This is a genomic window from Streptomyces oceani, from assembly GCF_001751245.1.
GTDB lineage: Bacteria > Actinomycetota > Actinomycetes > Streptomycetales > Streptomycetaceae > Streptomyces > Streptomyces oceani.
Map to the genome: position 1 here is coordinate 101,529 of NZ_LJGU01000135.1, position 20,490 is coordinate 122,018.

Below are 20,490 nucleotides of genomic sequence, written 5' to 3' on the forward strand. Positions count from 1 at the left end.
GGCGAGCGGGGCGGACCCGGCCGCGAGCGGCCTCCCGCGCGGGGCTCATCCGGCCGGCGGTACCGCCGCGAACCGCCCCGCACCCCGCCTGGTCACGGGACGCGGGGCGGCGGGACGCAAGGTTACTGCGCCTGATCACGCTTCGCGGCGATCTTCGACGACATGCCGAAGATCTCGATGAACCCCTTGGACATCGACTGGTCGAAGGTGTCGCCGGTGTCGTAGGTCGCCAGGTTGAAGTCGTAGAGCGAGCGGTCCGAGCGCCGGCCGGTGACGACCGCGCGACCGCCGTGCAGGGTCATCCGGACGTCGCCGCTCACCTGCTCGTTCGCCTCGTTGATGAAACCGTCCAGGGCCCGCTTGAGCGGGGAGAACCACAGCCCGTCGTAGACGAGTTCGGTCCACCGCTGCTCCACCTGACGCTTGTAGCGGGCGAGTTCCCGCTCCACGGTGACGCTCTCCAGTTCCTGGTGCGCGGCGATCAGCGCGATGCCGCCGGGCGACTCGTAGACCTCGCGGGACTTGATGCCCACCAGCCGGTCCTCGACCATGTCGATCCGTCCGACGCCCTGGGCCCCCGCCCGCTCGTTGAGCTGCTGGATCGCCTGCAGCACGGTCACCGGCTTGCCGTCGACGGCGACGGGCACGCCCGCCTCGAAGGTGAGGACGACCTCGTCGGCCTCCCGCGGTGTGGCCGGGTTCTCGGTGTAGTCGTAGACGTCCTCGATGGGCGGGTTCCAGATGTCCTCCAGGAAGCCGGTCTCCACGGCCCGCCCGAAGACGTTCTGGTCGATGGAGTAGGGCGACTTCTTGGAGGTGGTGATCGGCAGCCCCTTCTCCTCGCAGTACGCGATGGCCTTGTCCCGGGTCATCGCGTAGTCCCGCACCGGGGCGATGCACTTGAGGTCGGGAGCGAGCGAGGAGATGCCGGCCTCGAACCGCACCTGGTCGTTCCCCTTGCCGGTGCAGCCGTGCGCCACCGTGGAGGCGCCGTGCTTGCGGGCCGCGGCCACCAGGTGCTTGACGATCGCCGGCCGGGAGAGCGCGGAGACCAGCGGGTACCGGTCCATGTAGAGGGCGTTGGCCTTGACGGCCGGGAGGCAGTACTCGTCGGCGAACTCGTCCTTGGCGTCGGCTACCTCGGCCTCCACCGCCCCGCAGGCGAGCGCGCGCTTGCGGATCACGTCCAGGTCCTCGCCGCCCTGACCGACGTCCACGGCGACGGCGACGACCTCGGCCCCGGTCTCCTCGGCGATCCAGCCGATGCAGACGGATGTGTCCAGGCCGCCGGAATAGGCGAGTACGACGCGCTCGGTCACGGGGATCTCCTTACGAAGCATACGCTGATAGGTATAAGTATGCAGCTACTCGCATGCTCCGTCAACCAGCCCCCGGCGCGGCGGTTCGACGTGTCGTTTCAGCAGGTCAGCGAGGCATGGGGCCACCTCATACGCAAGGCGCGGCCATCCCGTCGCCGCTGGCGCGGTGTCCTGGTTCAGCGTGCCTTCTGGGCCAGCTGCAGCAGATGCTCGGCCAGCGCCTGGCCACCCTCCGGTTCCCGGCTGATCAGCAACAGCGTGTCGTCCCCGGCGATGGTGCCGATGATGTCGTGCACGCCCGTCTGGTCGATGGCCGAGGCGAGGAACTGCGCCGCGCCCGGTGGCGTACGCAGCACGACCAGGTTCGCCGACGCCTCGGCGGAGATCAGCAGCTCGCCGGCCAGCCGCGCCATCCGGGCCTCGCTCGCGGACTCGCCGAGCGGCGCCCGGGGCGTGCGGTCGCCGCCCTCGGCCGGTACGGCGTAGATCAGCTCTCCGACCGTGTTGCGGATCTTGACGGCGCCCAGCTCATCCAGGTCCCGGGACAACGTGGCCTGGGTGACGGAGAGTTCGTCGTCGGCGAGCAGCTTGGCGAGTTGGCTCTGCGAACGGATCGGCTGCCGGTTCAGGATGTCGACAATCCTCCGGTGCCGTGCCGTACGTGTCTGCGGTACGGCCTGCCCGCCCTGCTGCTCGTCGGTCATCGTCCCCGTGTCCCCTGTGCTCGTTTACGTACGTCGGCTGTGTCGAGGACGCCCGGGAAGGCACTGGTGAAGGCGTCGGCCTCAGCCGCCGTGAGGATCAGCGGCGGAGCCAGCCGAATGACGTCCGGCGCGACCGCGTTCACCAGGAATCCCGCGTCCTGAGCCGCCTGTTGCACGGTGTGCGCGACGGGCTCGGTGAGCACGATACCGAGCAACAGCCCCGCGCCGCGGACGTGGTCGACCAACGGGTGCCGCGGATCACCGAGTCCACTCCGCAGTCGGTCACCGACCGCCTTCACCCGGGCGAGCAGCCCCTCCGCCTCGATGGTCTCCAGTACGGCCGCACCCGCCGCGCAGGACACCGGGTTGCCGCCGAAGGTGGAACCGTGCTGCCCCGGCGTCAGCAGCTCGGCCGCCGTGCCGAAGGCCAGGGTCGCGCCGATCGGCAGACCCGCGCCCAAGCCCTTGGCCAGCAGGACGACATCGGGCTCGATCCCCTGGTCCGCCTGGTGGGCGAACCAGTGGCCGGTACGCCCGATACCGGTCTGCACCTCGTCCAGCACCAGCAGCGTCCCGGTGGCCCGGGTGATCTCCCGAGCGGCCCGGAGATATCCCTCCGGCGCGGGCACGACGCCCTTCTCCCCCTGTACGGGCTCCAGGATCACCAGCGCGGTGTCCGTGCTGACCGCGGCCCGCAGCGCCTCCGGGTCGCCGTACGGCACATGGCTGACCTCGCCCGGGAGCGGACGGAAGGGCTCCTGCTTCGCCGGTTGGCCGGTCAGTGCCAGGGCTCCCATCGTCCGACCGTGGAAACCACCCTGGGCCGCCACCATGTGCGTACGGCCCGTGAGCCGACCCAACTTGAACGCGGCCTCGGTGGCCTCCGCACCCGAGTTGCAGAAGAAGACCCGGCCGGGGCGGCCGGCCAGCTCCAGCAACCGTTCGGCGAGCTGGACCGGGGGCTCCGTGGCGAACAGGTTGGACGTGTGCCCGAGCGTCGCCACCTGGTCGGAGACCGCCCGTACGACCGCGGGGTGCGCCACACCGAGCGAGTTGACGGCGATTCCCCCGAGCAGGTCGAGGTACTCCTTCCCGTCGGCGTCCCAGAGTCGGGCGCCCTCGCCGTGGGTGATCGGGACACGGGGCGTGCCGTAGGCGTCCATCAGCGCGTGCTGCCAGCGTGCGGTGAGCTGTGCGTTGCCGTGGCTCATGTCGCGGCTTCCCCTTGCTTCCGTAGGTCCGTGGCCGGCCCGGGACGGCCGACCGGCTCGGAGTTGGTGTGTGTGCCGCCGGGCCCGGGCGGTAGGTCCGCGGGGGCGTCCGGCACGACCATGGTGCCGATCCCCTCGTCGGTGAAGATCTCCAGCAGGATGGCGTGCGGGACACGTCCGTCCAGCACCCGCGCGGTGTGCACGCCGCCGCGCACCGCGTGCAGGCAGCCCTCCATCTTGGGCACCATGCCGCTGGCGAGACCGGGCAGCAGCTTCTCCAGTTCGCCGGCGGTGAGTTCGCTGATGACCTCGTCGCTCTCCGGCCAGTTGGCGTACAGGCCCTCGACGTCGGTGAGTACCATCAGCGTCTCCGCCCCCAGGGCGGCGGCGAGCGCGGCGGCGGCCGTGTCGGCGTTGACGTTGTAGACGTGCTCGTCGTCCACGCTGCGCGCGACGGACGAGACGACCGGAATCCGTCCGTCGTCCAACAGTGCCTGGACGGCGCCTGGTTGGACATCGGTGATGTCGCCGACCCGTCCCAGGTCGACACGCTCGCCGTCGATGTCGGCGAAGCGCTTGGTCGCCGTCAGGGTGTGCGCGTCCTCCCCGGTCATGCCGACCGCGAGCGGGCCGTGTCGGTTGAGGAGCCCGACCAGGTCACGCTGGACCTGCCCGGCGAGCACCATCCGTACGACGTCCATCGCCTCCGGCGTGGTCACCCGCAGCCCGGCCCGGAACTCGGACACCATGCCGAGCCGGTCCAGCTGCGCGCTGATCTGCGGGCCACCACCGTGCACGACCACGGGGCGGAGCCCGGCGTGCCGCAGGAAGACGACGTCCTGGGCGAACGCTTTGGTGAGGTGCTCGTCCACCATGGCGTTGCCGCCGAACTTGATGACCACCGTCTTGCCGTGGTGGCGGGTGAGCCAGGGCAGCGCCTCGATGAGCGTCTGTGCCTTGGGCAGCGCGGTGTGCTTGCGGGCGCTCATGAGGAGTAGGCGCTGTTCTCGTGTACGTACTCGGCGGTCAGGTCGTTGGTCCAGACGACGGCGGAGGCCGGGCCCGCCGCCAGGTCGGCGGTGATGTCGATCTGGCGATACCGCATGTCCACCAGCTCCCGGTCCTCGCCGATCGAGCCGTCCCGGCAGACCCATACGCCGTTGATGGCGACGCTCAACCGGTCCGGCTCGAAGGCCGCGTCGGTGGTGCCGATGGCCGCCAACACCCGGCCCCAGTTCGGGTCCTCGCCGTGCAGCGCGCACTTGAGCAGGTTGTTGCGGGCGATCGAGCGGCCCGCCGTCACCGCGTCGTCCTCCGTCGCGGCGCCCACGACCTCGATCCGGATGTCCTTGGAGGCGCCCTCCGCGTCGCCGATCAGCTGCCGGGCGAGACTCTCGCAGACCTCGTGGACGGCCGCGGCGAACTCGGCGTAGCCGGGCGTGCGCTCGGCGGCGCCGGAGGCCAGCAGCAGCACGGTGTCGTTCGTGGACATGCAGCCGTCGGAGTCGACCCGGTCGAAGGTGCTGCGGGTGGCCTCCCGTAGCGCCTTGTCCAGCTCCGGGGCGGCGAGGTCGGCGTCCGTGGTGAGCACGACCAGCATCGTGGCCAGGCCCGGCGCCAGCATGCCCGCGCCCTTGGCCATGCCCCCGACGGTCCAGCCGTCCCGCTCCGCGACCGCCGTCTTGTGCACGCTGTCGGTGGTCTTGATGGCCAGCGCGGCCTTCTCACCGCCATGCCGGGACAACTGCCGGGCGGCCGTGCCGATGCCGCCCAGCAGGGCGTCCATCGGCAGCCGCGTCCCGATCAGGCCGGTGGAGGCGACCGCCACCTCGCCGGCGCTCTGGTTCAGGAGTTGGGCGACCCGCTCGGCGGTGGCGTGCGTGTCCTGGAAGCCCTCCGGGCCGGTACAGGCGTTGGCCCCTCCGGAGTTGAGCACCACGCTGCCGACCCGGCCGCCCTTGACGACCCGCTCGGACCACAGCACGGGCGCCGCCTTGACCCGGTTCGCGGTGAACACGCCGGCAGCCGCGTCGCGCGGCCCCTCGTTCACCACCAGCGCGAGGTCCGGGGTTCCGCTCTGCTTGATACCGGCGGCGATGCCCGTGGCGGTGAAGCCCCGCGCTGCGGTCACGCTCATGGTGCGACTCCGATCGTGGAAAGTCCCAGCTCCTCGGGAAGACCGAGGGCGATGTTCATGCTCTGCACCGCGCCACCGGCGGTGCCCTTGGTGAGGTTGTCGATCGCCGAGACCACCACGATCCGGCCCGCGGCCTCGTCCAGGGTGACCTGGAGCAGCGCGGTGTTGGAGCCGTACACGGTGGCGGTGGACGGCCACCGGCCCTCTGGGAGGAGGCGCACGAAGGGTTCGTCGCACAGGGTCTTCTCGTACGCCGCGCGCAACGCCTCCGGGGTCACGCCGGGGCGGGCACGCGCCGTGCAGGTCGCCAGGATGCCGCGCGGCATGGGGGCGAGCGTCGGTGTGAAGGACACGGTCACCCGCTCACCGGCGGCCGCGGAGAGGTTCTGGATGATCTCCGGGGTGTGCCGGTGGGCGCCCCCCACGCCGTACGGGCTCATGGCGCCCATCACCTCACTGCCCAGCAGGTGCGGCTTCGGCGACTTGCCGGCCCCGGAGGAGCCGGAAGCCGCCACCACCACCGCGTCCGACTCGGCCAGTCCGGCCGCGTACGCCGGGAAGAGCGCGAGCGAGACGGCTGTCGGGTAGCAGCCCGGGACGGCGATCCTGCGGGTGCCGGCCAGTGACGAGCGGGCACCCGGCAGTTCGGGGAGGCCGTACGGCCAGTGGCCGGCGTACGGGGTGTCGTAGAACCGCTCCCAGTCCGCGGCGTCCGTGAGCCGGAAATCCGCTCCGCAGTCGACCAGCAGCACCTCCGTACCCAGCTCCTCGGCGACGGCGGCCGACTGTCCGTGCGGCAGGGCGAGGAAGACCACGTCGTGGCCGCGCAGCCGGTCGGCGCTGGTGGGCTCGAGCACCCGCTCGGCGAGCGGGGTGAGGTGCGGCTGGAGCGCGCCCAGCTGTTGGCCGGCGTTGGAGTTGCCGGTCAGGACGCCGATCTCGACCTCGGGATGGCTGGCGAGCAGGCGCAGGATCTCGCCTCCGGCGTAGCCGCTGGCCCCTGCCACGGCTGCCCGTACAGTCATGCTGACCTCTTCCTCTCGACAGCATGACTATACGTTTGCAAGAAGAGTTATGCAAGATACCCGTGCCTGAGGGCCCTCCCGTGAGAAGCGGGCGGGCGAGGTGTAGTCCACACGGGTCAGGCGGCGGCGTGGTGGGCCAGAAGTTGGTGCGGGTCCGGCTGTTCGTCCGAGGGGACGGTGTCGGTGTGGATGTGGGCGGCGGACAGCTTCGGGAGCGCGTGCAGCAGGGCGTGCTCGGTCTCGACCGCGACGCGGTGCCCCTCGCTCACGGTCATGCGGCCGTCGACGACGATGGCGACCTCGGCCCGCAGACGGTGACCGATCCAGCGCAACCGCACCTCGCCCACGCTCCACACCCCCGGCACCGTACGCGCGGCGGCTCGCACGGTCTCGACCAGGGCGGGATCGACGGCGTCCAGCACCCGACGGAAGACCTCCCGGGCGGCGGCACGCAGGACCAGCAGGATGGCGGCCGTGATCGCCAGGCCCACGATCGGGTCAGCCAGCCGCCAGCCCGCCGCGGCGCCTGCCGCGCTGAGGAGAACCGCGAGGGAGGTGAAGCCGTCCGTGCGGGCATGCAGCCCGTCGGCCACCAGCGCGGCCGAGCCGATCTCCCGTCCGATCCGAATGCGGTAGCGGGCCACCCATTCGTTGCCGGCGAACCCCACGAGCGCCGCGAGGGCCACCACCCACACATGCTCCATGGCGCGCGGATCGAGCAGACGGTCGATGGCCGCCCAGGCGGCGAAGAGCGCGGACACGCCGATGGTGGCCACGATGGCCAGACCCGCCAGGTCCTCCGCACGTCCGTAGCCGTAGGTGAAGCGGCGGGTCGCGGCTCGCCGGCCCAGCACGAAGGCGATACCCAGCGGGATCGCGGTCAGCGCGTCGGCCACGTTGTGGACGGTGTCGCCTAGCAGGGCCACCGAGCCGGATACGAGAACGATCGCTGCCTGCGCCATGGCCGTGGCCCCGAGGACCGCCAGCGAGACCCACAGCGCCCGCATTCCCCTCGCCGAGGACTCCAACGCCGCGTCGACCTTCTCCGCCGTCTCGTGCGAATGCGGCGTGAGAGCGTGTCCGACCCGGTGTCGGAGGCGGGCCAGGAAACCCGGGCGGCCGGAGCGCTCGTGCTGATGCTCGTGGCCGTGACGTCCCGGATCGGTGCCGTGCCGACCGTGTGAATGAGGGGCCATCGTTCCTCCCGGTGAAGGCGTACGGACATGCGGCGGCACGCCGTGCTGGACACGACGGGACACGAGAACCATTATGTGCGTATGAGCGCACACATGCACCTATCAGATGCACAGGATGCGCACCCGCATGACCGCGGCGAGGAACAGTTCGCCCTCGCCGCGGAACTCCTCGCTCTCCTCGGCGACCGCACGCGCCTGCGCATCCTCGACGCCCTCGCCCGATCGGAAGCGGACGTCACCACGCTGACCGAGAGCTGCGGGGCCCAACGACCGGCCGTCAGCCAGCACCTCGCCCGGCTTCGCCTGAGTGGTCTCATCGTTAGCCGCAAAGAGGGGCGGCGGGTCATCTACGCACTCACCGACGGACACCTTCGACGCGTCGTCGACGAAGCCCTCAACCTCGCCGACCACCGCCTCAGCAACCAGCCCGCCCACGACTGAGTCCGTGGACCGCCGGCCGGCCGTACGGGGGACACGGGGAGCCCGGACCGGGCTAGCCTGGGCCCGTGATCGTATGGCTCAACGGCACCCACGGGGTGGGCAAGACCACGACCAGCGCACTCGTGCGGGAACTGATTCCGGACTCGCGAGTGTTCGATCCGGAGAAGGTCGGCGAGACGCTCACGGACATCACACCGGGGCTGCCCGGGACGGACAACTTCCAGCACTGGCCCCCGTGGCGGCAGCTCGTCGTGGAGACCGCACGCCGCGTACTCGACTACACGGGCGGGACCCTGGTGATGCCCATGACCATCCTGGTCGAGCGGTACTGGCGGGAGATCAGCGCGGGCCTCGCCCAACATGCCATCCCGGTGAGACACTTCGTCCTACACGCCGACGAGCACACGCTCCGCGGTCGCATCGCGAATGACACCGTCCTCGGCCCCGACTCTCCGTTCCGCCTCGCCTACGTCGACCCGTACGCCGAGGCGGCCCGTACGTGGCTGCACGGCGAGGCCGAGGTCGTCGACACCACGAGCCGCACGCCCAGCCAGGTCGCCCATCAGATCGCGGAGGCCGCCAGGCGTTGAGGCCCGCGCGCCACGCGAGGACCCGGACGGAAACACCCATGAGGGAACGCCGCCCCCGCGGCGCGCGCCCCACAGCGAGCGCCCCACGGCGACACCCGCGCCGGACGACGGTCACTCGAAGCTCAGGCACCACTGCCCGGGCCGCCCGGTGAACGTGACCGGGCTCAGCGGATGCGCGTCGATACGCCAGTACGAGTGCGGCGGCGACCGCAGCACGTAGCACAGCGCCGCCCGTACGACGGACGGCTCGGTCACCGCGACCACCCAGTCGTCACCGTCCACCGGCCGGGTGTCCAGCCAGCCCCCGACCCGGGAGATGAACGCCAGCAGCGGTTCCCCGCCGTGCGGGGCGGACCACGGATCGGCGAGCCACGCGTCGACGGTGCGCGGTTCGCGTGCGGCGACCTCCTGGAAGGTACGACCCCGCCAGCGGCCCATGTCGCAGTCCCGCAGCGCGGGTTGCGCGATCGGCGACAGGCCCAGCAGGTCACCGGTCTGCCGGCAGCGCGCGGAGGGCGAGCAGTAGCGAAGCTGCGCCGCGGCGAGCGAGGACAGCACCGGCACCACGCGCTGGACCTCCTGCCACCCGGCCGAGTCCAACGGCCGTTCGTCATCGAAGCGAACGTCCAGCACCGAGGAGCTGCGAGCGGCGGGGAGCAGCGTCACACGGAGGTGCATTGGGTGATCGTAAGGGCGCGGAGAGCTTTTGTTCGATGGTGCGACAACAATCTCTCGACGGCACGGTCGCGCCGCCTCCGCCTCATGTTCACATCCGAGCGCGGCCCCGCGCGGCCCCGCCGCCGCCGAGGACCCGGTCAGGGCGGCGGCGCCGTACGAGCCGCCGCCTGCGGAGCAGGGCCGGTAGAATGTGAGCCACGGCACAACCGTCCCGACGAAACGCCCCGGGAACAGGAGGGCTCCGGATGCATGCGAACACGGGCGACCAGTTGCTGGTGCACGGCCGGACCGTCGGTCAGCACGATCGCGTCGCGCAGATCGTCGAGGTGATGGGCTCCGAGGGAGAGCCGCCCTACCGGGTGCGCTTCGAGGACGGCCACGAAGCGGTGATGTCCCCCGGACCCGACTCGGTCGTGCGGGGACACGACGAAGCGCGCCTGGAGCGGTAACCCCCGCCGCGAAACAAGCGACCCGACTGCCCGAGCGGTTCCCGGTAGTGCCGATCGGGCAGTCGTGCGTGCGGCCGCAACGGACTGGGGCCCCGGAATTCGGCACCGCGGACTTTCGGCGCCAGGGGCTATGGCGGTCACGTCCCCGTACGGCTCCCGCTACCCCTCTCCGCAGCCGGTGCCGCTCGGGTTCCGCCCCCGTGGACCCGCGGTGCCCCCGCCGGGGTAACGTCGGGCGGCGGGGCAGCGCGACCCGGGGAACAGCACGGCCGCGATGCCGGGACACGTAGTTCTGCGAAAGGCACGAAGTGACCGACATCCAACGCGTCGGAGTAGTGGGCTGTGGCCAGATGGGCGCCGGTATCGCCGAGGTGTGCGCGCGATCCGGCCTGGAGGTCAAGGTCGCCGAGACCACCGGCGAGGCTCTGGAGCTGGGCCGCTCCCGCCTGGTGAACTCGCTGGACAAGGCGGCGGAGCGGGGCAAGCTCACTGAGGCGGAGAAGGACGCGACCCTGGGGCGGCTCACCTTCACCACCGATCTCGGCGCCTTCGCCGACCGTGACCTGGTGATAGAAGCGGTCGTGGAGAACGAGCAGGTCAAGACGGAGATCTTCCAGGTCCTCGACCAGGTCGTCACCCGTCCGGACGCCATCCTGGCCTCCAACACCTCGTCCATCCCGCTGGTGCGACTGGCCGTCGCCACGAAGCGTCCCGACCAGGTGATCGGCATCCACTTCTTCAACCCGGCGCCCGTACAGCGTCTGGTGGAACTCATCCCCGCGTTGACCACCAGCGAGAGCACCGTGGAGCGGGCCGAGGCGCTGGTCGGCGGGACGCTGGGCAAGCACGCCATCCGCGCGCAGGACCGGTCCGGCTTCGTGGTCAACGCGCTGCTGATTCCCTATCTGCTGTCCGCCGTGCGGATGTTCGAGTCCGGGATCGCGAGCCGTGAGGACATCGACAACGGCATGGAGATGGGCTGTGCCCACCCGATGGGCCCGCTCAAGCTGACGGACCTCATCGGACTCGACACCGTGGCCTCGGTGGCCGATTCGATGTACGCGGAGTTCAAGGAGCCGTTGTACGCCGCTCCCCCGCTGCTTCAGCGGATGGTGGACGCCGGTCGACTCGGCCGTAAGGCGGGCGCCGGCTTCTACTCGTACGCCTAGCGGGACCGAGCCCGGACCGCCGCCGGACCGGCAAGGCCGGGCCGGAGCTCACTGCTCCGGCCCCACCGTCGGTGTCCGCTCTGGCCTCGACGGCCTACGCCCCGCGCAACTCCGCGCCCGTACGTCCCACCGCTGCGGCCACCGCCTGATCCCTGGCGGCTGACGCCTCCTCGGCGGTGAGCGTGCGGTCCGGCGCCCGGAAACGCAGGGCGTACGCCAGCGACTTGCGGCCCGCGCCGACCTGTTCGCCCGTGAAGACGTCGAAAAGGCGGACCGACTCGAGCAGTTCGCCCGCTCCGGCGCGCAGCGCCTCGGCCACGCCGGCCGCGGGCACCGACTCCTCGACGACCAAGGCGACATCCTGGGTCGCCACCGGATAGCCGGAGACCCGCGGGGCGCGCACCGGTCCCGCCGCGGCTTCCGTCAGCGCGTCCAGGTCGAGTTCCATCGCGCTCGTACGCGCGGGCAACCCGAGTGTCTTGAGGACCCCGGGATGCAGCTCGCCGGCGAAGCCGACCAGCTCCTCCCCGACCGTGAGCCGGGCGCAGCGGCCCGGGTGCCAGGGGCCGTACCGTCCCTGGGAGACGGTCAGCGCCACGCCCACCTCGGCGGCGACCGTACGTGCCGCCTCGACGGCGTCCGCCCAGTCCGCCGGCCGCCCCCGGCCCCACCAACCGGCTGGCTCCCGGTCGCCGGACAGCACCACGGCCACGTGCCGAGGCTGCTCGGGCAGCGCCGCGTCCAGCGCGGCGATCGCCTGCTCGGTGGGACGGGCGTTGACCGACAGCGGCTCGATGCCGGGCTCGGTGCCCGTACGACGGAAGACCAGACCGGTCTCGAACAGGGCGAGTCCGCCCTGGCTTTGACTGCCGCGGTTCTCGTTCCGCCTCAGGGCCGCCAGCAGTCCGGGCAACAGCAGGGGGCGGAGGGCTGGTTCCTCGTCGGAGAGGGGGTTGACCAGGGTGACCGTACGTCGACAGGGGTCGTCGCCCGGCAAGCGCAGCTGGTCCAGAACGCTCTCCGCGAGGAACGGGTAGTTGAGCGCCTCGACATATCCCGCACCGGCAAGTGCTCTGCCGACCCTGCGGTGCGTCCGCTGCCGCTCGGTGAGGCCACGCCCCTCCGGGACACGCGGCAGGGTGGCGGGGAGGTTGCCGTACCCTTCCAGCCGGATGACCTCCTCCGCGAGGTCGTTGGGGTCGGTCAGATCCGGTCGCCACGAGGGCACGGTCACGGTCAGCTCGTCCTGTCCGTAGACATCGCAGCCGACCTGCTGGAGACGCCGGACCACGGTGTCCTTGCCGTACGCCACCCCGGCTACCCGGTCCGGGTGGTCGGCCCCGATCCGGATCGTACGCGGGCCGCCGGGCGTCACCACCTCGGTCACCCCGGCTTCCGCCCTGGCCCCCGCGAGCAGCACCAGCAGATCCACCGTGCGCTGTGCGGCTGCAGCGGCGGCGGCCGGGTCGACCCCGCGCTCCCAGCGCTTGGATGCCTCGCTGGACATCCGGTGGCGACGCGCGGAACGGGCGATGGTGACCGCGTCGAAGTGCGCGGCCTCCACGACGATTTCCGTGCTGCCGTGCCACTCGCCGGTCTCCGGGTCCCGCACCGGGTCGACGACCTCGCTGTGCGCGCCGCCCATCACCCCGGCCAGTCCGATAGGGCCGGAAGCGTCCGCGATCACCAGGTCCTCGGCGTGCAGGGTGCGCTCGACGCCCTCGAGGGTCGTCATCCGCTCGCCGGACTCGGCCCGGCGCACGGTGATGGGGCCGACCAGCCGGTGCCGGTCGTAGGCGTGCAGCGGAGCGCCCAGCTCCAGCATGACGTAGTTGGTGATGTCGACGGGCAGCGAGACGGGCCGCATGCCCCCCTTTTGCAGCCGTCGCTGCAACCACAGCGGCGACCGCGCCTCCGGCCGCACTCCGGTGACGGTGCGCGCGGTGAACCGGTCGCAGGCCTTCGGGTCGAGGACCTCGACCGGATAACCGTGCTCGTTCGGGGTCGGGGCGTCGATCAGCGCGGGGTCCCGCAGCGGGAGACCGTACGCGATGGCCGTCTCCCGGGCGATGCCGCGCATCGACAGGCAGTAGCCCCGATCCGGGTTGACGGCGATGTCCAGCACCTCATCGACCAGCTCCAGCAACTCGACGGCGTCCGTGCCCGGCGCGTGCTCCGGGGGCAGCACGATGATGCCGCTGTGGTCCTCGCCCATGCCCAACTCGGCGGCCGAGCAGATCATGCCCTCGGAGACCCGGCCGTAGGTCTTCCGCGCGCTGATCTCGAAGCCTCCGGGCAGTACGGCTCCGGGAAGGACCGCGACGATCTTGTCCCCGACCTCGAAGTTGGTCGCGCCGCAGATGACACGCTGGCGCTCGCCGGTGCCGTTCGCCTCGCCGACGTCCAGCTCGCAGTACCGGATCGGCTTCTTGAAGTCGGTCAGTTCCTCGATGGCCAGCACTTCGCCGACCACCAGTGGGCCACGGAGCCCCTCGCCGAGCTGCTCGACGGTCTCCACCTCGAGTCCGGCGTCGGTCAGCCGCGCCGCGACGTCCCGACCGGTCTCACCAGCCGGCAGGTCGACGTACTCCCGCAGCCAGGAAAGCGGGGCCCGCATCAGATCTCCATTCCGAACGGCCTGGTGAAGCGCACGTCACCCTCGACCATGTCTCGCATGTCCTCGACGTTGTGGCGGAACATCAGCATCCGCTCGATGCCGAACCCGAAGGCGAAGCCGCTGTACCTCTCCGGATCGACGCCACAGGCGACCAGCACCCGTGGGTTGACCATCCCGCAGCCCCCCAGCTCGATCCAGCCCTCGCTGGAGCAGGTACGGCACGGACGCTCCGGATTCCCCACCGAGTCGCCGTGACAGACGTAGCAGACCATGTCCATCTCGGCGGACGGCTCGGTGAACGGGAAGTGGTCCGGCCGCAGTCGCGTACGCATACCGGGCCCGAACAGCGACTGGACCATGTGGTCCAGGGTGCCCTTCAGGTCGGCCATGGTCAGGCCCTCGTCCACCGCGAGAAGTTCGACCTGGGTGAAGACCGGGGTGTGGGTGGCGTCCAACTCGTCGGTACGGAAGACCCGGCCGGGGCAGATGACGTACACCGGGAGCTCACGCGCCAGCAACGAGCGGATCTGCACCGGCGAGGTGTGGGTCCGCAGCACGATGCCGCTGTCGCCGGCCGCGCTGCCCGAACCGGGCTGCGGAGCACCGGCGTCCGGGGCCGTGGCTGCCGGGGTGGCGGCTGCCGCGCCGTCGTGCTCCCGGACGGCGCCGGGAGCCCGTACGAAGAAAGTGTCCTGCGGGCTACGAGCCGGGTGGTCGGCGTGGATGTTGAGGGCGTCGAAGTTGAACCACTCCGCCTCGGCCTCGGGCCCTTCGGCGACTTCGTAGCCCATCGCCACGAACACGTCCTCGATCCGCTCGGAGAGGGTGGTCAGCGGGTGTCGGGCACCGGCCGGGGCCCGGTCGGCGGGCAGTGTGACGTCGACCGTCTCCTCGACCAGCACCCGCTCGTCCCGCTCCGCCTCCAGCTCCTGCTGGCGTGTGGCGAGCGCCTGCTTCACCGCACCGCGGGCCTGGCCCACGCGTTTGCCGGCCTCTGCCTTGGCTTGCGGCGGAAGCGCGCCGATCTCGCGGTTGGCGAGCGCCAGCGGCGAACGGTCTCCGGCGTGCGCGATCTTCACCGCACGCAGCGCCTCCAGATCCGCTGCCGCCGCGACGGCCGTCAGGGCCTCGTCCCGCGCCAGATCGACGTTTTCCGGTTTCAGTGCCTCGACCTCGACGGGGTCGTACGACTTGTTGGGTGCGGACATCTCTTCCCATGTTTCCGGTTGGGTGGCCACGCGTGCAGCCGTGGACCGAGTCTACGGCGTCGGTGAGACAGCGCCGGTGCCCGCCCGAGCCGAGCCGAGGCGACCGGAGCGGACGCCGGCTGACGCGGGGAGCACGGGGCGGCCCCTGCGGCACGAACACGCGACCACACGGTGTGGTCGGTACGCGGAGAAGCCCATGGGGTCGGCTCAGGAGAGTACGGCCGGGGTGCCCACGGGCAGGATAAATCGGAACTCGGCGCCGCCGGAGGCCGCCCGGGAAACGCTGATGCGGCCGTTGTGCGCCTCGACGATCCCCTTGACGATGTACAACCCCAAGCCCGTGCCACCGCGTCTGCTGCCACGCCAGAACCGGGTGAAGACGCGGCTCATCGACTCCTCGGGGATGCCGGGACCCTCGTCGCTCACGATCACTTCCGTACCTTCCTCCGGTGGGCCCCGGGTGGCCGTCACCTCTATGGTGACGGTCCCCGCGCCGTGCCGCACCGCGTTTTCCAGCAGGTTGCCGAGCACCTGATCGACCTTGTCCGGATCGGCCCACAACTCGGGGAGCGCCGGCGCGACACGGATCTCGAAGCGGTCCGACGGCTCGCCGGCCGCCGTGTGCGCGCGCACGTGCCGACGTACGGCGGCGGCGAGGTCCACCGGCTCGCGACGCACCTCCAGGCGCCCGGAGTCGATCCGGGAGATGTCCAGCAACTCGGCGATCAACCGGGTCACCCGGCTCGCGTCGGCGTCGACGGTCTCCAGCATCAGGCGCTTCTGGTCGTCCGTGAACCGCTCCCACTTCGCCAGCAGAGTGGCCGTGAAGCCCTTCACCGAGGTCAGCGGGGAGCGCAACTCGTGTGCGACGGTCGCGATCAACTCCGCGTCGGAGCGCTCCGAGCGCCGGCGCGCCTCCGTGCCGCGCAGGGTCACCACCAAGCGCTGCACCGGCCCCGTGGGGTACGGACGCACGTACCGCGCCGCGGCGAGCACCTCGCGCCCCTCCAACAGCAGGGCACGCTCGGGCTGACCGCGACGCGTGGCGAGTCCGCCGTACGGATCGGTGAGCTGCCACCACCGACCACCGTCCCAGTCCTGCAGCGGCAGCGCGCTCTGGATCGGGCGACCGAGCACCTGGGCGGGAGCCAGCCCGCAGATGCGGGCCGCGGCGGAGTTGAAGCAGACGACCCGGCCGGTGTGGTCCGCGACGACGAGACCGTCCGGCAGGTCGTCCGGATGCAGCTCGACGCCGCCCAGTGTGGGTACGGCGTCCGCGACGGCGGACCACCCGCCCGCCCCCAGGTCCATCCCGCCCCACCCCCTCGTGGACTCCCGACTGCCGGCTGGCGGGTGGCCACCCTACAAGGCGGATGTGACAGAGCGGCACCCTCCGGCAGCACGCTGCGCACGCGCGGAGGAGTAGAGGCAGACGGCCGCCGCGCTGGCCAGGTTCAGACTCTCGGCCCTGCCGTGGATCGGCACCCGTACGACCGTGTCCGCGAGCGCGCGGGTCTCCTCGGGCAGGCCCCACGCCTCGTTGCCGAAGATCCACGCGGTGGGGCCACCCAGGGCCCGATCATCGAGTTCGGCGTCCAGATCCCGCTCCCCCGCGCCGTCCGCGGCCAGCACGCGTACCGTACCCGCCGCGGACAGGCCGGCCGTCGCCTCGTGCACCGGCACGCCGACCGCCAACGGCACATGGAAGAGCGAACCGACGGACGCCCGTACGCACTTCGGGTTGTACACGTCCACCGAGGCGTCGGTCAGCACGACGGCCTCGGCGCCGGCGGCGTCGGCACAGCGCAGCACGGTGCCGGCGTTGCCGGGATCGCGTACGTGGGCGAGCACGGCGGTCAGTCGGGGCCGCCGCGCCACCAGTTCGTCGAACCCGCGATCCACGAAACGACACACCCCCACCAGGCCCTGCGGGGTGACCGTCTGCGCGATGTCCGTGAGGGTCGCCTCGGGGGTCAGATGGACCGGCGCGTCGATCTTCCGCGCGCGCTCGATGACCTCGGGGTGCCGTTCGGCCGCCTCCGCCGTGCTGAACAGCTCGAGCAGTGCTGGTTCCCGGTCCTCCGCGGGAGCGACAGCCTCCCGTACGGCCTGCGGGCCCTCGGCCAGGAAGCGGCGCTCCCGGCTGCGGAAGGTACGACGGGCGAGCCGCTTGGCGGCGGCGACCCGGGCGGCGGACGGGGGGTGCACGTGGCTGGTTCCTCTCGGGCGGGCCGCGGTGGGGGCTGAGACAGCGTCGGACCCGCAGGCTCGGTGGGCCTGCGGGTCCGAGGGTGACGTACGACCGTGGGCTCAGGCGGCCTTCGGAGCGTTGACGTCACCGGGCAGGGCCTTCTGTGCCACCTCGACGAGGGCGGCGAACGCGTTCGCGTCGTTGACCGCGAGCTCGGCCAGCATCTTCCGGTCCACCTCGATCTCAGCGGCCTTCAGGCCCTGGATGAAGCGGTTGTAGGTCATGCCGTTGGCGCGGGCACCGGCGTTGATCCGCTGAATCCACAGCTGACGGAAGTCGCCCTTCCGCTTCTTCCGGTCGTTGTAGTTGTAGACGTAGGAGTGAGTGACCTGCTCCTTCGCCTTCCGGTACAGACGGGAGCGCTGGCCGCGGTAACCGCTGGCCTGCTCCATGATCGCCCGACGCTTCTTGTGCGCGTTCACTGCCCGCTTGACGCGTGCCACTTGATAACTCCTTGTAACAGGGCCGTGGTTGGCTCACACGGCCGCATCGATCGGTCCCGGTCGCGGGCTTACTTGCCGAGAAGCTTCTTCATCTTCTTGGCGTCGGCCGGAGCCGCCTCGACGTCATTGGCCAGGCGCCGCGTCAGGGTGGACGGCTTGCGCTCGAGATAGTGGCGGCGGCCTGCACGCTGGCGCATCACCTTGCCGGAGCCGGTGACCTTGAAACGCTTACGGGCACCGCTGTGCGTCTTGTTCTTCGGCATGTCGCCGTCTCTCCTCGTCGGTGGCGCTCCCGCCGGTGCGCGTGGCACACACCGGCCCCCGGGAGCGTCAGATTGGTTCGGTCAGTGTCCCGGTCACGTGTCCCGGGAGAGGCTCACGCCTCAGCGGGCTCCTCCGCGGGCTCGTCGGCAGCGGACTGCTCCTGCTGTCGGCCGGCCTTACGGGCAGCCTGCGCCTCGCGGGCTTCGGCCATCGCCTCGGTCTTCTTCTTGTGCGGACCGAGAACCATGATCATGTTGCGACCGTCCTGCTTCGGGTTGGACTCCACGAAGCCCAGGTCCTCCACGTCCTCGGCCAGCCGCTGGAGCAGTCGGAAACCCAGCTCCGGACGGGACTGCTCACGGCCGCGGAACATGATCGTGATCTTGACCTTGTCCCCCTGCTTGAGGAACCGGACGACATGACCCTTCTTGGTGTCATAGTCGTGCGGATCGATCTTCGGCCGGAGCTTCATTTCCTTGATGACCGTGTGCGCCTGGTTCTTGCGCGCCTCACGGGCCTTCATGGCGGACTCGTACTTGTACTTTCCGTAGTCCATGAGCTTGCACACCGGCGGACGTGCGTTCGCCGCGACCTCGACCAGGTCAAGATCGTATTCCTGTGCCAGCTCCAGGGCTTTGGCAAGCGGCACGATGCCGACCTGCTCGCCGCTGGGACCGACGAGTCGCACCTCAGGGACGCGAATCCGGTCGTTGATGCGGGGCTCGGCGCTGATGGGGCCTCCTCGGGTGCACCACACGGCAGTCTGGCGGACAGCCGCGCAAGGGATCTGTATACGGTGTGTGACCACCGCGCCGAGACATACGAAACGCCCCGGTCCACAGCACAGGCAGGGCTCCGCACAGACGGGGAGCACCGCCGCGCAAAGGCGGGGCGCAGCCAGACCGTTGACCCGCGACCGAAGGAGATCACTGGGTGGGAGATCGGAGCCTCCACTTGTGGGCTGAGGCGGTAGCTCTGGTAAGCGCCTACGGGAGAGGAGCCCTCCGTCGCTCACGTCTCAGCCGGTCAGTTGTCAAGCATACCAGGCCCGCACGGTGACGGCGCACGCTGCGAACCGGGCCACCGGACCGGTGGAATCGACCGACCGGACCGGGCGCGGGACGGCCCGGCGCACCCTCTAGGGTGGCAGCCATGAGCGACTCCCCCGACAACGAGGCGCCGGCGCCCGACTTCGACAGCCTGACCCGGGACATCGCCGATGTTCCGGCCGTGGAGGTCATCACCACGGTCGCCGTGCACCTGATGAGTTCGGCCGCGGTCAAGTGCGGTCTGTCCGAGGAGGGGAGTCAGGAGAAGGACCTGGACGAGGCGCGGAAGCTCATCCACGCGCTCGCCGGTCTGATCACCGCGAGTGCCACGGAGATCGGCTCCTACCACGCGGCACCGCTGCGGGACGGGCTCAAGTCACTGCAACTGGCCTTCCGGGAGGCTTCCGAGGTGCCGGACGAGCCGGGCCAGGGGCCGGGGGAGAAGTTCACCGGGCCGGTGCTCGGCTGAAGGGGCCGAACGTACCGGGCGGGTCGGGTCCCCTGCGGACCGACCCGTCCGTGGCGTGGCACGAGTGACCTACGGCCGGTCGCGCCGCGCTTCAGCGGGCGCGGTCGGAACCGTGACCCGCCGCCGCCATGTCGTCGGCGCTGACCGTCGACGGGTGTGTGACCCCGTGTGCCAGTGCCGCCAACACCGCCCCCACCAACGGCGCGATGATGAACAGCCACAGCTGCGTGAGCGCCGAACCGCCCGCGAACAGGGCCGGCCCGATGCTGCGTGCCGGATTGACCGACGTACCGGTGAGCGGGATGCCCACGAGGTGCACCATGGCCAGCGCCAAGCCGGCCGCCAGCGGGCCGAAGCCCGTCATCGCCACCCGATGGGTCACCGACAGCCACACGAACACCAGCAGGAAGGTCAGTACGATCTCCGCGACGAACGCCCCGAAGGTGTTGATCTGCACCGACGAACGGTCGCCGAAACCGTTGCTGCCGAACCTTCCCCCGATCTCCACGCCCGGTACCTGCGTCGCCACCAGGAACAGCAGCAAAGCCCCCAGGATGCCGCCGACCACCTGCGCGACCCAGTAGCGCACCGCGACGTTGAGGTCGATCCGCTTGGCCACGAGCATGCCGAGGGTGACGGCGGGATTCACGTGGCAGCCGGACACCGTCCCGAGCGAGTAGGCCAGCGCGAGAAGTACGAGTCCGAAGCTGAGCGCGATTCCGACACTGCCGATGAAGTCCGGAGCGACCACGGCCGCGCCGACGCCGAAGAACACCAACAGCAGCGTGCCCAGGCACTCGGCCACCAGCGGCTCGTTTCCCTCCAGCGTGCGCGGCACCTGCCAGGGCCGCGGTCCGCCCTGCGGGCTCTCCTTGTCAGCCGCCATTACGCCCTCCTCCGGTGGTCGGAGTCCCGTGTCCCACCGAGTGTCGGGCGGGCCGGGGCCGGTCGCACGCGTAGTCCGCCACACGGGTGACGGGCGCCGGGCAAGCCGAGGCTCAACGGCTGCCGTCCAGCGAACTGCCGTTCAGCGACTGAACAGCGGGGTGCCCGGCAGCGCGCCGTCCGGCGGCAACACCGCCAGCTCAAGGCCCCGTACCAGCCGGGTACGCAGCGTCTCGTCCGCCGCCAGCGCGGCGGCGAGGCGTCGTACGGCCTCCGGACCGCCCGGCTCGGTGCCGACCGCGAGCGCCAGGATGCCGTCCGTGTCGCTCCCGCCGGCCACCAGGTGCGCGGCTCGTACGGCCGGCTCGGCGGCCAGCAGCCTGCT

21 protein-coding genes and 1 pseudogene are annotated in these 20,490 nt (G+C 71.0%); 5 read left to right on the forward strand and 17 right to left on the reverse strand.

Annotation, left to right across the window (positions count from 1 at the left end):
• Positions 1 to 122 precede the first annotated feature (122 nt).
• From AN216_RS19045 to AN216_RS19075, 7 genes are all read right to left on the reverse strand, one after another.
• Positions 123 to 1,319 carry an argininosuccinate synthase gene (locus tag AN216_RS19045; RefSeq protein ID WP_070197909.1) on the reverse strand — a complete coding sequence of 399 codons (1,197 nt, stop codon included), beginning with the start codon at positions 1,317 to 1,319 and terminating at the stop codon, positions 123 to 125.
• Between the two features lie 176 nt (positions 1,320 to 1,495).
• A complete protein-coding gene (locus AN216_RS19050) occupies positions 1,496 to 2,023 on the reverse strand; it encodes an arginine repressor (RefSeq protein ID WP_070197910.1) in 528 nt (175 codons plus the stop codon).
• Entirely contained in the window at positions 2,020 to 3,234 is a 1,215-nt protein-coding gene (locus tag AN216_RS19055; protein WP_070197911.1) for an acetylornithine transaminase, read from the reverse strand. The genes AN216_RS19050 and AN216_RS19055 overlap by 4 nt, the downstream gene beginning before the upstream one ends.
• Positions 3,231 to 4,223: an acetylglutamate kinase gene (gene argB, locus AN216_RS19060; protein WP_070197912.1), complete on the reverse strand. Its 993-nt coding sequence runs from the start codon at positions 4,221 to 4,223 to the stop codon at positions 3,231 to 3,233. The genes AN216_RS19055 and argB overlap by 4 nt, the downstream gene beginning before the upstream one ends.
• Complete coding sequence (argJ, locus tag AN216_RS19065; protein ID WP_070197913.1) at positions 4,220 to 5,371, reverse strand: bifunctional glutamate N-acetyltransferase/amino-acid acetyltransferase ArgJ; 1,152 nt, start codon at positions 5,369 to 5,371, stop codon at positions 4,220 to 4,222. Before argJ ends, argB begins: the two co-directional genes overlap by 4 nt.
• Entirely contained in the window at positions 5,368 to 6,396 is a 1,029-nt protein-coding gene (argC, locus tag AN216_RS19070) for an N-acetyl-gamma-glutamyl-phosphate reductase (protein ID WP_070197914.1), read from the reverse strand. The genes argJ and argC overlap by 4 nt, the downstream gene beginning before the upstream one ends.
• 116 nt (positions 6,397 to 6,512) lie before the next feature.
• Positions 6,513 to 7,592, reverse strand: coding sequence for a cation diffusion facilitator family transporter (locus AN216_RS19075; protein ID WP_070197915.1), 1,080 nt, complete (start codon positions 7,590 to 7,592; stop codon positions 6,513 to 6,515).
• Between the two features lie 81 nt (positions 7,593 to 7,673).
• Here AN216_RS19075 and AN216_RS27335 point away from each other — a divergent pair, with 81 nt between their 5' ends.
• Together AN216_RS27335 and AN216_RS19085 are read left to right on the forward strand one after the other, a co-directional pair.
• Positions 7,674 to 8,033, forward strand: coding sequence for an ArsR/SmtB family transcription factor (locus tag AN216_RS27335; protein WP_079166754.1), 360 nt, complete (start codon positions 7,674 to 7,676; stop codon positions 8,031 to 8,033).
• Positions 8,034 to 8,098: 65 nt separating this feature from the next.
• Positions 8,099 to 8,623 (forward strand): AAA family ATPase, encoded by a 525-nt coding sequence (locus tag AN216_RS19085; protein ID WP_070197917.1) that lies wholly within the window; start codon positions 8,099 to 8,101, stop codon positions 8,621 to 8,623.
• Positions 8,624 to 8,734: 111 nt separating this feature from the next.
• On the opposite strand, the gene AN216_RS19090 is transcribed toward AN216_RS19085, so the two are convergent.
• Positions 8,735 to 9,301 (reverse strand): histidine phosphatase family protein, encoded by a 567-nt coding sequence (locus AN216_RS19090; protein WP_070197918.1) that lies wholly within the window; start codon positions 9,299 to 9,301, stop codon positions 8,735 to 8,737.
• Positions 9,302 to 9,546: 245 nt separating this feature from the next.
• On the opposite strand from AN216_RS19090, the gene AN216_RS19095 reads away from it, so the two are divergent.
• The gene (locus tag AN216_RS19095; RefSeq protein WP_070197919.1) at positions 9,547 to 9,750 is read left to right on the forward strand and encodes a DUF1918 domain-containing protein; all 204 of its coding nucleotides are present in this window, start codon (positions 9,547 to 9,549) and stop codon (positions 9,748 to 9,750) included.
• Between the two features lie 308 nt (positions 9,751 to 10,058).
• Entirely contained in the window at positions 10,059 to 10,919 is an 861-nt protein-coding gene (locus tag AN216_RS19100) for a 3-hydroxybutyryl-CoA dehydrogenase (protein ID WP_070197920.1), read from the forward strand.
• Positions 10,920 to 11,013: 94 nt separating this feature from the next.
• Here AN216_RS19100 and pheT read toward each other — a convergent pair whose 3' ends face one another.
• The 7 genes from pheT to infC all read right to left on the reverse strand — a co-directional run bounded on the left by pheT (position 11,014) and on the right by infC (position 18,459).
• Entirely contained in the window at positions 11,014 to 13,536 is a 2,523-nt protein-coding gene (pheT, locus tag AN216_RS19105; RefSeq protein WP_070197921.1) for a phenylalanine--tRNA ligase subunit beta, read from the reverse strand.
• Entirely contained in the window at positions 13,536 to 14,744 is a 1,209-nt protein-coding gene (gene pheS, locus AN216_RS19110) for a phenylalanine--tRNA ligase subunit alpha (protein ID WP_070197922.1), read from the reverse strand. Before pheS ends, pheT begins: the two co-directional genes overlap by 1 nt.
• A 207-nt stretch (positions 14,745 to 14,951) precedes the next feature.
• Positions 14,952 to 16,055, reverse strand: a complete 1,104-nt coding sequence (locus AN216_RS19115) for a PAS domain-containing sensor histidine kinase (RefSeq protein ID WP_070197923.1) — start codon at positions 16,053 to 16,055, stop codon at positions 14,952 to 14,954.
• A gap of 51 nt (positions 16,056 to 16,106) precedes the next feature.
• Positions 16,107 to 16,952, reverse strand: a complete 846-nt coding sequence (locus tag AN216_RS19120; protein ID WP_070197924.1) for a TrmH family RNA methyltransferase — start codon at positions 16,950 to 16,952, stop codon at positions 16,107 to 16,109.
• Positions 16,953 to 17,054: 102 nt separating this feature from the next.
• Positions 17,055 to 17,438 carry a 50S ribosomal protein L20 gene (rplT, locus tag AN216_RS19125; RefSeq protein ID WP_070197925.1) on the reverse strand — a complete coding sequence of 128 codons (384 nt, stop codon included), beginning with the start codon at positions 17,436 to 17,438 and terminating at the stop codon, positions 17,055 to 17,057.
• Between the two features lie 68 nt (positions 17,439 to 17,506).
• Positions 17,507 to 17,701, reverse strand: a complete 195-nt coding sequence (gene rpmI / locus AN216_RS19130) for a 50S ribosomal protein L35 (RefSeq protein WP_070197926.1) — start codon at positions 17,699 to 17,701, stop codon at positions 17,507 to 17,509.
• A gap of 113 nt (positions 17,702 to 17,814) precedes the next feature.
• Positions 17,815 to 18,459 (reverse strand): translation initiation factor IF-3, encoded by a 645-nt coding sequence (gene infC, locus AN216_RS19135; RefSeq protein WP_212732725.1) that lies wholly within the window; start codon positions 18,457 to 18,459, stop codon positions 17,815 to 17,817.
• A 395-nt stretch (positions 18,460 to 18,854) separates the two neighbouring features.
• Here infC and AN216_RS19140 point away from each other — a divergent pair, with 395 nt between their 5' ends.
• Positions 18,855 to 19,220, forward strand: coding sequence for a DUF1844 domain-containing protein (locus AN216_RS19140; protein ID WP_070197928.1), 366 nt, complete (start codon positions 18,855 to 18,857; stop codon positions 19,218 to 19,220).
• A gap of 91 nt (positions 19,221 to 19,311) precedes the next feature.
• Here AN216_RS19140 and AN216_RS19145 read toward each other — a convergent pair whose 3' ends face one another.
• On the reverse strand, positions 19,312 to 20,106 hold the full coding sequence (locus AN216_RS19145; protein ID WP_079166751.1) for an MIP family channel protein: 795 nt from the start codon (positions 20,104 to 20,106) through the stop codon (positions 19,312 to 19,314).
• Between the two features lie 141 nt (positions 20,107 to 20,247).
• Positions 20,248 to 20,490: pseudogene (locus AN216_RS29350) on the reverse strand (SseB family protein); the annotation flags it as partial.

Excerpts from the sequence above, each read along its gene's own strand:
- AN216_RS19090 (WP_070197918.1), bottom strand. The coding sequence starts at position 9,301 with ATGCACCTCCGTGTGACGCTGCTCCCCGCCGCTCGCAGCTCCTCGGTG.
- AN216_RS27335 (WP_079166754.1), top strand. The coding sequence starts at position 7,674 with ATGAGCGCACACATGCACCTATCAGATGCACAGGATGCGCACCCGCAT.
- AN216_RS19115 (WP_070197923.1), bottom strand. The coding sequence starts at position 16,055 with ATGGACCTGGGGGCGGGCGGGTGGTCCGCCGTCGCGGACGCCGTACCC.
- pheS (WP_070197922.1), bottom strand. The coding sequence starts at position 14,744 with ATGTCCGCACCCAACAAGTCGTACGACCCCGTCGAGGTCGAGGCACTG.
- pheT (WP_070197921.1), bottom strand. The coding sequence starts at position 13,536 with ATGCGGGCCCCGCTTTCCTGGCTGCGGGAGTACGTCGACCTGCCGGCT.
- AN216_RS19145 (WP_079166751.1), bottom strand. The coding sequence starts at position 20,106 with ATGGCGGCTGACAAGGAGAGCCCGCAGGGCGGACCGCGGCCCTGGCAG.
- rpmI (WP_070197926.1), bottom strand. The coding sequence starts at position 17,701 with ATGCCGAAGAACAAGACGCACAGCGGTGCCCGTAAGCGTTTCAAGGTC.
- argC (WP_070197914.1), bottom strand. The coding sequence starts at position 6,396 with ATGACTGTACGGGCAGCCGTGGCAGGGGCCAGCGGCTACGCCGGAGGC.
- argJ (WP_070197913.1), bottom strand. The coding sequence starts at position 5,371 with ATGAGCGTGACCGCAGCGCGGGGCTTCACCGCCACGGGCATCGCCGCC.
- AN216_RS19050 (WP_070197910.1), bottom strand. The coding sequence starts at position 2,023 with ATGACCGACGAGCAGCAGGGCGGGCAGGCCGTACCGCAGACACGTACG.
- argB (WP_070197912.1), bottom strand. The coding sequence starts at position 4,223 with ATGAGCGCCCGCAAGCACACCGCGCTGCCCAAGGCACAGACGCTCATC.
- AN216_RS19055 (WP_070197911.1), bottom strand. The coding sequence starts at position 3,234 with ATGAGCCACGGCAACGCACAGCTCACCGCACGCTGGCAGCACGCGCTG.
- AN216_RS19075 (WP_070197915.1), bottom strand. The coding sequence starts at position 7,592 with ATGGCCCCTCATTCACACGGTCGGCACGGCACCGATCCGGGACGTCAC.
- AN216_RS19140 (WP_070197928.1), top strand. The coding sequence starts at position 18,855 with ATGAGCGACTCCCCCGACAACGAGGCGCCGGCGCCCGACTTCGACAGC.
- AN216_RS19095 (WP_070197919.1), top strand. The coding sequence starts at position 9,547 with ATGCATGCGAACACGGGCGACCAGTTGCTGGTGCACGGCCGGACCGTC.